Source organism: Catellatospora chokoriensis (assembly GCF_011297315.1).
Lineage (GTDB): Bacteria > Actinomycetota > Actinomycetes > Mycobacteriales > Micromonosporaceae > Catellatospora > Catellatospora citrea.
The window spans coordinates 179137-192949 of sequence record NZ_JAAOTI010000018.1 but is presented as its reverse complement, the minus strand read 5'-3'; the positions used below and the strand labels follow the sequence as shown (position 1 = coordinate 192949).

Here is a 13813-nt window from a genome sequence, read left to right as displayed (position 1 = left end):
CCTCCCCCCAAGCCGATCGCCGCGGCCCTCCCTTCGCCGCGGCGATCTCCACCCCACCCCAACGCGACGATCTTGCGCGAACTGTGGGTACGACACGCCCAAAAAGGGCAAACCCTCAACAGTTCGCGCAAGATCGTCGCGATCTTGGCGGGTAGGCGGGTAGGGGGCGGGGGGTTAGGTGAGGAATGTGGTGATGGCGGTGGCGAACTCGGGGTTGCGGACCACGGTGAGGTGGTCGCCGGAGAGGACTTTCCAGCGGGCGTCGGGCAGGGCGGCGGCCAGCACCTCAGGGCGGGTGGCCAGCCAGTCGTCGGTGCCGGCCAGGACCAGGGCCGGGATGGTGATCCGGTCCAGGGCGATCGGGGTGCGGTGGCCTGCCTGGGCCTGGGCCGCGAGAGCTCGGCGGTCCGCCCCGGAGGCGTCGGCGAACAGCCGGAAGCCCATCACCCGGTCGTCGGTGATGGTGCTCGGGTCATCGGTGAGCAGGCCGTCGATCAGCGCCCGGCCGGGCAGCGCGGCACGGTCCACGCCCCCCTGCTCGACCGCGCCCGCGCCGATGCCGCCGGTGACGAGCCGCCGGACGCGCGGGTCGGCGGCGGCGGTGAGCAGGGCGACGACGCCGCCCATCGAGTAGCCGACCAGGTCCACCCGGTCCAGTTCCAGCTCGTCGAAGAGGGCGGCGAGGTCGCGGGCCATCTTGTCCTCGCCGTACCGCGCGGGATCGTGGGGTTTCTCGGACGCGCCGTGGCCGCGGGCGTCGATCGCGACCACCCGGCGGCCCGCGGCGACCAGCGCGGCGACGATGCCGGGAGCCTGCCAGTTGGCCGCCGCGTAGGTGCTGAACCCGTGGTGCAGCGCCACGGGCGGCAGCTCGCCGGCCTCGCCCCAGGTGTAGTACGCGAGGGTGGTGCCGTCGAACGACGTGAAGGTCTGCATGCGGCTCTCCGATCAGGTCAGGGCAGTGAGCCGCTGCACCCGGCCGCTGCACCCGGCCGTTGTGCCGCTGGGCACGCGGGGCCAGGGCGCACGTGCCGGCGGCGCTCCTTGATCAGTCTGCGCACCGGCCCGCCGCACCGGCATCGGCGATTTCACCGGTCCGCGGCGGAGCCGCCCGGCCCCGGCCACGCCCACCCCCTGCCCGGCGGCGCCCACCCGCTGCCCGGCAGCGTTCGACCCTCCCCTGACCTGGGCACAGGCACCTGACGCGTGAAGAAGGGCACCTTCCACAACGCATAGCGATAAGAAGGTGCCCTTCCTTGGGTTACCGGCGGGGGAGGGTGAGGTCGCGGGCTTCGGCGTAGCGGGCGCGGACGGCGGGGACGGGGTCAGCTTCGAAGGATTCGAGGCCGTCGAGGGTCCATGCGGGGGCGGCGCCGGTGGCGAGCCAGGCGGCCTGGCGGGCGGCCCCGTCGGCGACGTACTCACCGGGCGGGGGGACGGCCACGGGGCAGCCGAAGACCGACGGGGCGATGCGGCGCACCGCCTCCGATTTCGCGCCGCCGCCGACCAGCAGCACCCGGTTCACGGTCGCGCCCTGGCCGCGCAGCGCGTCGAGGCCGTCGGCCAGCGCGCAGAGCATGCCCTCGACGGCCGCGCGGGCGAGGTGGGCCGGAGTGGAGCTGCCCAGGGTGAGGCCGTGCAGGGAGCCGGTCGCGTCGGGCTTGTTCGGGGTGCGCTCGCCCTCCAGGTACGGGATGAGCACCAGACCGTCGCTGCCGGCGGGCGCGGACAGGGCCAGCCGGGACAGCTCGGCGTGGTCGACGCCCAGCATGGTCGCGGCCGCGTCGAGGACCCGGGCGGCGTTGAGGGTGCAGACCAGGGGCAGGTAGTGGCCGGTGGCGTCGGCGAACCCGGCGACGGTGCCGGTGGCGTCGGCGGCGGGGACCGTGGCGACGCTGAAGACCGTGCCGGAGGTGCCGATGGAGACGATCACGTCGCCCGGCTGCGCGCCCACGCCCAGCGCGGCCGCGGCGTTGTCCCCGGCCCCGGCGCCGAGCAGCGCGCCCGCCGCGGTCCGGCCGGGCGAGCCGTCGGGGCCGAGCACGGCGGGCAGCGCCACGTCCCGGCCGAAGGCGAGTTTGAGCAGGTCGCGACGGTATTCGCCGGTGCTGGGCGACCAGTAGCCGGTGCCGGAGGCGTCGCTGCGGTCGGTGGCCAGCGCGGACAGGTCGCCGGTGCCGCCGAGCCGCCAGGTGAGCCAGTCGTGCGGCAGGCAGACGGCGGCCGTGCGAGCGGCGTTGTCCGGCTCATGCTGGGCCAGCCAGCGCAGCTTCGTCACGGTGAACGAGGCGACCGGCACGCTGCCGACCGCGTCCGCCCAGGCCTGCCCGCCGCCGAGCTCGGCGACCAGGTCGGTGGCTGCCTGCGCGGAGCGGGTGTCGTTCCAGAGCAGGGCGTCGCGGACGACCTGGCCGTCGGCGTCGAGGCAGACCATGCCGTGCTGCTGGCCGCCGACCGAGATCGCGGCGACGTCGGCCAGCCCGCCGGCCGCGGCGGTCGCCGTCTGGAGGGCCTGCCACCAGGCGTCAGGCGGGCAGGACGTGCCGTCGGGGTGGCTCGCCCGACCCTGGCGGACCAGCGCACCGGTGTCGGCGTCGCGGACCACCACCTTGCACGACTGGGTGGAGGAGTCGATGCCGGCGACAAGTGTCATGGGGTTCAGTCTCCTGGTGCCTGCCAGGCCGCCGTGAGCAGGCCGTCCACCGGGCCCAGCGTGGCCCGCACGCCGTTGACCAGCACGGTGGCCGGAGGGGTGCCACCGGCGACGGTGGGGAACGCGATCGCCGTGACCCGGGCCGGCCCGGCGATGGTCACCGAGAGCGTATCCCCGTCCCGCTGCGCTGCGACAGTGCTTGCGTGACCGTCGTCACGGATCACACACGAGCCGTCGCCGCCGAAGCTGAGCAGGGTGAGCTGCGCCCACGGCCCGTCGGTCAGGTGCGCGGCGGGCTCGGCGACCGGCAGCAGGGCGTCGCGGCGCACCCACAGCGGCAGCTGGGTCAGCGGGGGCGCGACCCGCAGCGTGACGCCGCCGCCGACCACGTCACCGCTCCACCAGTCGACCCACTCGCCCGGCGGCAGGTAGACGTCCCGCTGCCCGCTCCCGCTGATCATGGGTGCGACCAGCAGATCCGTGCCGAGCCGGTACACGTGCTCGGCCCGCCACGAGGCCGCGTCGGCGGGGGAGTCCACGGCCAGGGCGCGCATCATCGGCTCGCCGGTCTCCGCGGAGCGCAGCGCGGCCGAGTAGAGGTACGGCAGCAGCCGGTAGCGCAGCCGCAGCGCCTCGACCACGTCCGCTTCGACGGACGGGAAGCGCCACGGCTCGCGGCTGGTCGTGCCGTGGAAGCGCACCAGCGGCGACAGCGCCCCGAACTGCGCCCAGCGCAGGAAGAGGTCGTCGCTCGGGGTGCCGCAGAAACCGCCGCTGTCGTGCGACCAGTACGGCACCCCGGACAGCCCGTGCGCGAGCCCGCCGTTCATCGAGGAGGCCAGGGCCTCGTACGAGCACATCGTGTCGCCGCCCCACTGCGCGGCATGGCGCTGGCCGCCCAGGTACGACGAGCGCGCCCACACCATGGAGTGCCCGTGCACCTCGCGGGTGACCTCGGCGACCGCGTCGTTGAACAGCAGCGCGTACACGTTGTGCAGCTCGGTGCCGGTCATGCCGTTGAAGGCGACCGCGTCGGCGGGCACGCCCTCGGCGAAGTCGGTCTTGAACACGTCCACGCCCTGCCGGGCCAGCGGCCGGAGCAGGTCCTGGAACCAGGCCGTCGCCTCCGGGTTGGTGAAGTCGACGATGCCGCCCGCGGGGAACGAGCCGTGCCAGGAGTCGGCGACGTACACCGCGCCGTCGGCTCGGCGCAGCAGGAAGCCCCGCTCGGCGGCCTCGGCGAAGCGGTCGGTGTGGTGCGACAGGTACGAGTTCATCCACACGCACACCCGGAAGCCCTGCTCGTGCAGGGTGGCCAGCATCGCGTCCGGGTCGGGGAAGGCCACCGGGTCCCACCGCAGGTGCGACCAGGTGCCCTCGGCCTGCCAGTAGGTGTCCAGGTGCAGCACGTCGCAGGGGATGCCGTGCGCGCGGATGGTCGCCGCGCGGGCCAGCACCTGCTCCTGCGTGTCGCGGCAGAAGCCCGACGAGATCCAGGAGCCGAACGCCCACTTCGGCGGGCAGGCGGGGCGGCCGGTGAGCGCGTTGTAGCGGGCCAGCACGTCGGCCGGGGTGGGCCCGGCGAGCACGTAGTAGTCGATCAGGTCGTCGGGCACGATCACCTGGGTGACGCTGCCGGTGGACGCGCCGAAGTCGAACTCGACCGGCAGGCCGGAGTCGACCACGATGCCGTAGCCCATGCTGGACTGGTAGAACGGCACGTTCTTGTACGCCCGGTCGGACTCGCTGCCGAAGGCGTCGAAGTTCCACATCACCGGCCGCTGGCCGCGCAGGTTCAGCGCGGTGAAGCGCTCGCCGGTGCCGGACAGCACCTCGTCGGCGGGCATCGCGAAGCTCTCGTGATACGCCACGATCTGCCCGTCCACCCGGGAGCAGCCCAGCGGCAGGGTGCGCATGCGGCCGGAGATGTCGGTGAGCCCGGGGTCGGCGCCCAGCAGGCGGCGGCCGTCGGCATCGTGGAAGGACAGCCGCCACGGGCTCAGCGTCACCTCGGCGGTCAGCGGGCCGGCCGTGACGGAGACGGTGTTCTCGCCGGTCACCACCGTGGCCACCGCGCCCGGGTCGGGCTGGGCGAGCGGGAGCAGCCGGGCGCTGCGGCTGCGGGCGCCGGCCTCCTCGGACAGGCGCACCCGCAGCATGCCGTCGCCGGCCGCGCCGATGTGCAGCTGCAGCGTGGTGCCGGCGTCGGTGTGCGCGTGCAGCGTCGCGCCGGCGGAGTCCTTGCCGGTCAGCTCGGCCCACACGACGGTCTCGGGGCCGTGCTCGCCGTGCGCGCGCCGGGGCAGTTCCGGCGGGTCGGCGGAGAAGTACTCGTGGGCCACCAGCGGTGGGCGGAACGGCATGATCGGCTCCCAGTGCGGCGTCTACTGCAGGTACAACCTCTTTTAGTTTTCCGTGTAGCCAAACAAACGTCAACGGTTGACGCTCCGTCCACCTCCCTCTAATTTGGCCGAGGTGCCAACAAAGTCGTTCTTCCACGGTGCGGACTGGAACCCGGAGCAGTGGCCCGAGCAGGTCTGGGCCGAAGACCTCGCCCTCATGCGCGAGGCCCGGGTCACCGCGGCCACCGTCGGCGTGTTCAGCTGGTCACGCCTGGAGCCGACCCCTGGGGCGTACGACTTCGACTGGCTCGACCGCGTCCTCGACGGCCTGCACCAGCACGGGATCGATGCGGTGCTGGCCACCCCGACCGCGTCCCCGCCGCCCTGGTTCACCCAGGCCCACCCGAACGCGCTCGCCATGCGCCGCGACGGCGTGCGCCTGGTCCACGGCTCCCGCGACACCTACTGCGTCAACGCCCCCGCCTACCGCGCCGCGAGCCTGCGCATCGCGTCCGCGCTGGCCGAGCGCTACGCCCGGCACCCGGCCGTGCGGCTGTGGCACGTACACAACGAGTACGGCACCTGGTGCTTCTGCGACCACTGCGCCCGCGCCTTCCGAGGCTGGCTGCGCGAGCGCCACGGCACCCTCGACGCGCTCAACGACGCCTGGACCACGGACTTCTGGAGCCAGCGGTACACCGACTGGGCGCAGGTGCTCCCGCCGCGCGCCACGCAGTATCTCGGCAACCCCGCACAGGAGCTGGACTACCGGCGCTTCCTGTCCGACCGCATGCTCGCCGCGTACACCGAGCAGCGCGACGCGATCAAGCAGGTCGCGCCGCAGGCACAGGTCACCACGAACTTCGTGCTCGGCGGCTGGGTGCCGGTCGACCACGCTCGCTGGTCGCACGAGGTCGACCTGGTCGCCATCGACCACTACCCGTCCTCGCTGGACGGCGCGCCCGCGCAGAGCGCGTTCGCGGCCGACGCCGCGCGGGGCTGGTCGGCCGCGGCCGGCCACGGCGGCCGGTGGCTACTGATGGAGCACGCACCCGCCCACGTCACCGAAGACGGCGTCCAGCGCCGTAAACCGCCCGGCATGCTCGCCCGCATCGCCCTCGCCCACATCGCCCGCGGCTCGTACGGCGCCATGTACTTCCAGTGGCGCGCCAGCGCAGGCGGCGCCGAACAATGGCACACCGCCCTCATCGCCCACCCCGGCCCCACCACCCGCGTCTTCGCCGAAGCCCGCGCCCTCGGCAACCGCCTAGCGGCAGAAGGAAGGGCACCTTCTTATCGCTCCGCGTATAAGAAGGTGCCCTTCTTCACCGATCAACCCGCTGGACCTGCACCTGAGGGCGGTGGATCGGGGGTGGATGACGGTGGGGCGGGGACGGCGGCGCGGGCGGACGCGGCCGGCCGTGGCGAGGTGGCGGTGTGGTTCGACGAGTTGTGCGGGTGGGCGGTCGGGGCATCACACCTGCCCATACCCGTGGACTACCAGGTCATCGTCGAAGGCTGGCACCGGGCGCTGTGGCGGCGTGGTCACCACGTGGACGTGGTGCCGCCCGCGGCGGCGCTCGCCGGATACCGCGTCCTGGTCGTGCCCGCGGCGTATCTGCTCTCGGACGCGTCGGCGCGCAGGCTGGACGAGTACGTGCACGAGGGCGGGCACCTGGTGGTGACCTACCTGTCCGGGATCGTGGACGAGCACCTGCGGGTGCGCGTCGGCGGCTATCCGGGCGCGCTGCGCGACCTGCTCGGAATTCGGGTCGAGGAGTTCGATCCGCTGCCGCCCGGCGCGGCGGTCACCCTCGACACCGGCGACGTGGCCACGGGCTGGACGGAGCACCTGACCGCGCCGAGCGCGGCGGTGCTCGCCCACTACCCGGACGGCCGCGCGGCCGTGACCCGGCGCGAGTACGGTGCGGGCGTCGCGTTCTACGTGTCATGCGCCCTGGACGAAGCGGCGACGGTCCGCCTGCTCGACGAGATCTGTGCCGCCGCCGGGGCCTCGCCGATCGTGCCCGGCCTGCCCGAGGGCGTGGAAGCGGTGCACACGCCGGACGGCGTCTGGCTCTTCAACCACACCGACGAGCCGCACGAGGTGGCGGGCCTGGTCCTCGGCCCGGGTGACGTCACGGGCCTGCCACCTGCCTAGCGACCATCCCGACACCTGACGCAGCCGTGCCCGGCGTGCCCGCCATGATCGCTCGACTTGCCTGGCACACGTGGGGATGCGGGCCCAAGATACGCACATCTGCCAGGCAAATCGGATGACCTTGGGGTTCGGCGGACGTCAGCCGGTGCGCTCGATCTCGCTGGGCCGCCAGATTTGGTCGTACCAGGGCTGGAGTGGGCCGTGCAGGCGCAGCATGGTGAACCAGTGCTTGCCGGGCACGGTCTGGATCCAGTTCGGCTCCCGGCCGGGCGGCGGCGTGGGGCCGAAGTGCACGTCCGTCGTGCCGTCGGCGTTGGCCTCGACCGTGCCGGAGAGGCTGGTCACGCTCGGGTACGGGGTGTCGGTGACCAGCAGCGAGCGGGTCTGGCAGTCGTACCCGCACACCGACCAGGACGTCTTCGCCGGGATGTGCCGCGGCAGGTGCAGCCGGTACGAGCGCCCGCCGTCGAGCCACCGTCCGTCGGCGTCCTCGGCGGTGTAGGCGTACGCGGAGCCGGTGCCCACGGGTGACGCCGCCATCGCGGGCGTGACCACGGTGGCGAGGTAGTGGAACATCGCGCGGGCGTCGAGCAGCCGGGCGCCCTCGCGCAGGAACTCGTGGCTGCCGCCGACGAAGACGCGCTTCCACGAGGAGTCGGGGTAGTAGTAGGCCTCGGGGTCACGTGGGCGGAACGCCAGTGCCCGCGCGATGCCCGCGCCGAGCGGGGCGGCCTTGCCGAGGATGGCGCGCAGGCGCTGGTCGGGGGCGAACACGTCGCCCTTGACGAGGCCGATGCTCGCCAGGATGCCGCGCCGTTCGGGGTCGAGCGAGTCCAGCGGCTCCTCCTGGACCACGACGTCGACCTCGTCATAGAAGGCGGCGTCGTTGGCGTGCACGGTGTTGTGCGGCCGGTCGGCGAGGTCGACGAACTCGTTCGGTGGCGGGTAGGCGGCGTGGGCCAGCGGGTACACCCGGACGCTCTGGACGGCGTCGACGCCGTCGAGCGCCCGGAACACCGCCCAGTTGGTGAAGGTCGGGCTGCGGAAGGTGAAGTAGCCGTCGGGCACCTCGTCCTCGTGGTCCGGGGGCAGGAACAGGTACTTGCCGCCCCTGCCCTGATCGGGTCCGGCCAGGCCCAGGTCGGTGACGTGGCGGAACCAGAAGTCGTCGACGACGCACAGCGAGTTCGGCGGCACCTCGACCACCGTCGGCCCGTCGGTGTCCAGATCCAGGAAGGTGTGGCCGTACGCGGTGTCGGTGTCGGCGGTCAGGTAGAGGCTGCTGGAGTTCGATCGCGGCTGCGTGACGCCGATCTGGCGGGCCGAGGTGACGCCCACGCCGCGCAGGCCGGTCCGCATCGCCGCGAGCGACGCGCCCGGCATGGCCACGAGGAACGCCTCAACCGCGCGGACCAGGTCGAGCGCGTCGAAGAGCCCGTCGACACCGTCCTGCGCGGGCAGGCCGTCGTGGAAGGCGAACCGGCCGAGCGGGGTGTCCAGCGTCTCCGGCATGCCGATGGCGGCCAGGATCTCCTTCGGAATGGACATGGCGCGCACCTCTCGCGCGGCCGCGTGCCGCGCCTTACCGCACCGTACGCAGAGATGATGCGATATGTCCCGGTTATCCCGAGGTCAGTCGGCGTTGACGGGCAGCGGGCGGCGCGTCGGGCCGGGCAGCGTCATCGGCGGGTGTCCGCCCGGGTGGTGGGAGTGGCCCGGCTCGACCTGGCCGTGGCCGTTGCCCGTGGCGTGGCCGTTCGGGTGGCCGTTGGCTGAGGCGTGGCCGTTCGCGGGCGCGTGGCCGTTGCCCGGGGTGGTGGTCGTCGAGAGGGGCACCATGACCGGCACGTATCCGCCGGCCGCGGGCTCCGGGTCGGGGGTCCGGGCGGGCACCGGAATCGCACTGGTGCGCGCCGCGCCGACGCCGGGCACCTGGAACACGCCGCGCGCGGGATGTGGTGGCAGGCCCGGCACGGAGGCGGAGCTGAACCGCACCGGCAGTGGCACGGGCTCGGCGACCAGGTCGTGTTGTGGCTCGGCGTATCGGGTGAGCGCGATGACCGCGCCCAGCGTGATCACGAAGCCGAGCGCGGCGACCCACGACATGCCGGGTCGGATCTTGTCGCCCAGCAGCAGCATGCCGATCACGGCGGCGGGCACCGCGCCCGCGGCGTCCATGGCGGCGACCGCGGCGTTGGTGGAGCCGCGCTGCATGGCCAGGCCGAGCAGCAGCTGCCCGGTGAGCGAGTGCGCGATGACCAGGTAGAGCAGCGGGTTCAGGCCGAACTCGACGATGGTCTGCGCCGAGGCGAGCGGACGGGCCGCGATCGCGGCGGAGGCGAAGCAGAGCCCGGCCAGCGAGCCGAGCACCACCGAGCCGAGCACGCCCTTGACCTTGCCGGCGAACGCGCTCACCCCGGCTATCGCGACCAGCGCGACGACCAGCGAGATCACGCCCTTGGTGTCCAGCGGCTCGGCATGGCCGGGCTCGGCCGACACGGCCAGCATGCCGATGCCCGTCATGACCCCGAGCAGCAGCAGGATCTCGGCCAGCGGCAGTTTCCACTTGAGCAGCACGACCCCGGCGAACGCGGTGACGCACAGGCCGGCGGTCACCGCGGACTGGACGAGGAACAGCGGAAGGTCACGCCGCGCGCCGAGGGCGAGGAAGAAGCCGAGGATCTGGCAGCCGAGCCCGAGCAGGTAGGTCGAGTTGCCGAACAGGCGCAGCAGCAGGCCTGGATCAAGGGTGTCCGTCGTCGCTGTGCGTGTCGCCGCGATGGACTGCAGCAGGTTGGCGATGCCGTATGCGGCGATCATCGCCACCAGGAACCACCAGCCAGAGGACACCACCCTGGCAGCTTAGACCCTTAGGGGTCGGCTGCGCCCTACCCGGCCGCGACTTCACCGAGTGAATGAGAGTGACTACAGCGCGCGAAGTCCGGCGGGACTGAGTCGCTCCAGCACGTCGTCGTGCAGTTGCCCGTTGGTGGCCACCGCGGACCCGCCACCGGCGCCGGTCCGGCCGGACAGGTCGGTGAAGGTGCCGCCCGCCTCGGTGACGATCGGCACCAGCGCGGCCATGTCCCAGAGCATCAGCTCCGGCTCGATCATGATGTCGAGCGCGCCCTCGGCCAGCAGCATGTAGCCGTAGAAGTCGCCGTACGCCCGGCTGCGCCAGGTCTTGCGCATCAGGTCGAGCACCGAGGCCAGCCGGCCGGTCTGCTCCCAGCCGTCCAGGGACGAGTAGCAGAAGCTCGCGTCGGCCAGCCGGCGCACGCCGGAGACCCGGATCGGCTGCGCGGCGGCCTGGTGGCGGCCCGCGAACGCGCCCAGCCCGCGCGCGGCCCACCAGCGGCGGCCCAGCGCGGGCGCGGAGACCATGCCGACGACGGGCTCGTCGCCCTCCATCAGCGCGATCAGCGTGCCCCAGATCGGCACGCCGCGGATGAAGTTCTTGGTGCCGTCGATCGGGTCGATGACCCACTGCCGGTTGCCGCTGTTGCCGGTGACCCCGAACTCCTCGCCCAGCACCCCGTCCCGCGACCGGGTCCGCGCCAGCGTCGAGCGCAGTGCCTTCTCCACCGCCGTGTCCGCGTCCGAGACCGGCGTCAGGTCGGGCTTGCTCTCGACGTAGAGGTCGAGCGCCTTGAACCGGGACATGGAGATGGAGTCGGCGGTGTCCGCCAGCACGTGGGCAAGCCCAAGGTCGTCCGAGTAGCGGGCCATGGCGAGAACTTATCGGATCTCCGCACCATCGAGGTATCGGGTTGGCGGACCCGCCGTAAATGAGAACGCGTCGACCGCGGCGGGCCGGGTACTTTCACGGTCATGGGCCCGCGGCCGCGGACGCGGCTCGTGGTGCGGTGGGGCACGGCAAGGAGGAGTCATGGGCGCGGATCCGGAAAAGGTGCTCCGGACGTTCCTCGACGAGCACGGGCGGCTGACCTCGATGCCGGCGAAGGCGGGCAAGCGGCGGGTGCTGCTGGAGCACATCGTCGCGGCCTTCGAGCCGGGCGTGAAGATGACCGAGCGCGAGGTCGACGCGGTGCTGCGGGCCTTCTACGAGACCGACTGGGTGTCGCTGCGCCGCTACCTCATCGACACCGGCCTGATGGCGCGCGCCGACGGCCTCTACTGGCGCACCGGCGGCTACGTCGAGGTCTGACCGGTCTCGGTGTCGCCCGCCCGCGAGGACAGCAGGCGGCGGTACGACGCCAGCCGGCGCGCGTCGGCCTTGCCCTGCGCCACCCAGGCGTCCAGGGCGCACTCGCCGCCGGTGTGCTCGCAGTTCGGCGGGCAGTCGACGGTGCCCTCGACCAGGTCGGGGAAGCCGTGCAGCAGGTCGTCGGAGGAGACCAGGGCCAGGCCGAAGCTGCGTACGCCCGGGGTGTCGATGATCCACGACTCGCGCTTGTCGGGCAGCCGCAGCGCGACCGCGCTGGTCGAGGTGTGCCGCCCCTTGCCGATGGCGCTGACCACGCCGACCGCCCGGCGAGCGTCCGGGATGAGCCGGTTGACCAGCGTCGACTTGCCCACGCCGGAGTGCCCGACCAGCACCGAGCGCCGGCCGGACAGCCGCTCGCGCAACTCGTCGAGGTCCCCGTCGGGGCGGGTCAGCACGTGGTCGAGGTCCAGCTCGGCGTAGTAGCTCAGCACCTGCTCCGGCCCGGCCAGGTCGGCCTTGGTCAGGCACAGCAGCGGCTCGATGTCGGCGGCGTACGCGGCGACCAGGCACCGGTCGATGAAGCCCTCGCGCGGCGGCGGGTCGGCCAGCGCGCTCACGATCACGAGCTGGTCGGCGTTGGCGACGACCACCCGCTCGATGCGGCCCTCGGCGGTGGTGTCGTCGTCGTCGGCCGTGCGCCGCAGCACCGAGCGCCGCTCCTCGATCCGCACGATCCGGGCCAGGCTGCCCGCGTCGCCGGTCACGTCGCCGACCAGGCCCACCTCGTCGCCCACCACGACGGACTTGCGGCCCAGCTCACGCGCCCGCATGCAGGTGACCTCGAAGACCTTCTTGCCCTCGTGCACCACGCAGGTGTAGCGGCCCCGGTCGACGGCGACCACGAACCCGGTCACCGCGTCGTCGTGCTTGGGCCGGGTGCGGGTGCGGGGACGCGAACGCGACGACTTGGTGGCCCGCACCTTCACGTCGTCCTCGTCGTACTCCCGCTTCTTCTTCACGGCTGGCCTCTCATCGTCCGGCGACCACCGCGCTCCATAGTGCCGGGAATTCGGGCAGGGTCTTGGAGGTACACGCCACGTCGGTGAGCGCGACCCCGGGCACCCGCAGCCCGATGACGGCGGCGGCGTGCGCCATCCGGTGGTCGTCGTAGGTCTCGAAGACCGTGCCGGTCAGCGGGCCGGGTGTGATGGCCAGCCCGTCCGAGGTCTCGGTGACCCGGGCGCCGAGCGCGGTCAGCTCGCGGGCCAGCGCGGCCAGCCGGTCGGTCTCGTGGGTGCGGATGTGCCCGACGCCGCGCAGCGTCGACGGGCCGTCGGCGAGCGCGGCCAGCGCGGCGACGACCGGGGTCAGCTCGCCCACGTCGGACAGGTCGGCGTCGATGCCGCTGATGGCGCCCGTGCCGGTGACGGTGAGGCCGCGCTCGGACAGGGTGACCGTGCCGCCCAGCGCGCCGAGCAGCTGCCGGACCTTGTCCACCGGTTGCACGCTGCTGCGCGGCCAGCCGGCCAGGGTGACGCTGCCGCCGGTGACCAGCGCCGCGCCGAAGAACGGGGCCGCGCCGGACAGGTCCGGCTCGATCTGCCAGGCCCGCCCGGACAGCCGGCCGGGCGCCACGTGCCAGACGTCGCGGACCGAGTCGTCGACCGCCGCGCCCGCGGCGCGCAGCATCTGCACCGTCATGCGCAGGTGCGGCGCGCTCGGCACCGGATTGTCGCCGACGTGGCGGACCGTGATGCCCTCGTCGAAGTCGGCCGCCGCCAGCAGCAGGCCGGAGATCAGCTGGCTGGACAGCGAGGCGTCCACGGCGACCTCGCCGCCGCGCAGCCCGCCCTTGCCGTGCACGGTCAGCGGCAGGCCGTCGATGCTCGACGCGTCGATCGTCGCGCCCAGCGCGCGCAACGCCTTGAGCAGCGGCCCGAGCGGGCGCTGCCGGGCCCGGGGGTCGCCGTCGAAGGTGACCGACCCGTTGGCCAGCGTGGCCACCGGCGGCAGGAAGCGCATCACCGTGCCGGCCAGGCCGACGGCGACGTGGGCGGGCCCGACCAGCGGCCGGGGCCGGATCTCCCAGCGCTCGTCGTCGGAGGTGGACACGTGCGCGCCCAGCGCGCGCAGCCCGGCCGCCATCAGCTCGGTGTCGCGGGCGCGCAGCGGGGCCAGCAGCGTCGACGGCCCCATGCCGAGCGCGGACAGCACGAGGGCCCGGGCGGTGATGGACTTCGAACCCGGCAGGCGCACGACAGCGTCGGTCGCATCGACCGCGGTCGGTGCGGTCCACGGCACGAGTGCTCTGCTCACACCTGCTCCTCGCTGCGCTCGTCGGCGGCGGGTCGGCCGCACCCGGTTGCTCGATGCGTTCGGTTACGCCTCACAGTCTGCCTGATGACCGCCGGTGAGCAATCCTCGGTGGTGCGCCGTCCCAGGCGGAACGCCGGGCCGAGCCACCAGCGCGAGCTGGCGTAGGGTGGGCG

The 13813-nt window shown here is 73.3% G+C and carries 9 protein-coding genes and 1 pseudogene; 2 read left to right on the top strand and 8 right to left on the bottom strand.

Features of this window, described 5'->3' with window-relative positions; genetic code table 11:
- Positions 1-174 precede the first annotated feature (174 nt).
- The 3 genes from HAV39_RS26175 to HAV39_RS26165 all read right to left on the bottom strand — a co-directional run bounded on the left by HAV39_RS26175 (position 175) and on the right by HAV39_RS26165 (position 5016).
- A complete protein-coding gene (locus HAV39_RS26175) occupies positions 175-936 on the bottom strand; it encodes an alpha/beta fold hydrolase (RefSeq protein WP_191841797.1) in 762 nt (253 codons plus the stop codon).
- A gap of 325 nt (positions 937-1261) precedes the next feature.
- Complete coding sequence (xylB, locus tag HAV39_RS26170) at positions 1262-2653, bottom strand: xylulokinase (RefSeq protein WP_191841796.1); 1392 nt, start codon at positions 2651-2653, stop codon at positions 1262-1264.
- Between the two features lie 5 nt (positions 2654-2658).
- Positions 2659-5016: a TIM-barrel domain-containing protein gene (locus HAV39_RS26165; protein WP_191841795.1), complete on the bottom strand. Its 2358-nt coding sequence runs from the start codon at positions 5014-5016 to the stop codon at positions 2659-2661.
- A 112-nt stretch (positions 5017-5128) separates the two neighbouring features.
- Between HAV39_RS26165 and HAV39_RS26160 the strand changes: the two genes are divergently transcribed.
- Positions 5129-7156, top strand: coding sequence for a beta-galactosidase (locus tag HAV39_RS26160; RefSeq protein WP_191841794.1), 2028 nt, complete (start codon positions 5129-5131; stop codon positions 7154-7156).
- Positions 7157-7294: 138 nt separating this feature from the next.
- Here HAV39_RS26160 and HAV39_RS26155 read toward each other — a convergent pair whose 3' ends face one another.
- The 3 genes and pseudogenes from HAV39_RS26155 to hisN all read right to left on the bottom strand — a co-directional run bounded on the left by HAV39_RS26155 (position 7295) and on the right by hisN (position 10885).
- A complete protein-coding gene (locus HAV39_RS26155; protein ID WP_203736084.1) occupies positions 7295-8704 on the bottom strand; it encodes a DUF1254 domain-containing protein in 1410 nt (469 codons plus the stop codon).
- A 441-nt stretch (positions 8705-9145) separates the two neighbouring features.
- Positions 9146-9976 (bottom strand): annotated as a pseudogene (locus HAV39_RS26150) (hypothetical protein); the annotation flags it as partial.
- A 105-nt stretch (positions 9977-10081) separates the two neighbouring features.
- Entirely contained in the window at positions 10082-10885 is an 804-nt protein-coding gene (hisN, locus tag HAV39_RS26145) for a histidinol-phosphatase (RefSeq protein WP_191841793.1), read from the bottom strand.
- Between the two features lie 160 nt (positions 10886-11045).
- On the opposite strand from hisN, the gene HAV39_RS26140 reads away from it, so the two are divergent.
- Positions 11046-11324: a DUF2087 domain-containing protein gene (locus HAV39_RS26140; RefSeq protein WP_120318191.1), complete on the top strand. Its 279-nt coding sequence runs from the start codon at positions 11046-11048 to the stop codon at positions 11322-11324.
- Here the strand turns inward: HAV39_RS26140 and rsgA are convergent.
- Together rsgA and aroA are read right to left on the bottom strand one after the other, a co-directional pair.
- Positions 11309-12304, bottom strand: a complete 996-nt coding sequence (rsgA, locus tag HAV39_RS26135) for a ribosome small subunit-dependent GTPase A (RefSeq protein ID WP_191841813.1) — start codon at positions 12302-12304, stop codon at positions 11309-11311. The two genes, HAV39_RS26140 and rsgA, sit on opposite strands and share 16 nt — an antisense overlap.
- A 49-nt stretch (positions 12305-12353) precedes the next feature.
- Positions 12354-13640, bottom strand: a complete 1287-nt coding sequence (gene aroA, locus HAV39_RS26130) for a 3-phosphoshikimate 1-carboxyvinyltransferase (RefSeq protein ID WP_191841792.1) — start codon at positions 13638-13640, stop codon at positions 12354-12356.
- Positions 13641-13813 lie beyond the last annotated feature (173 nt).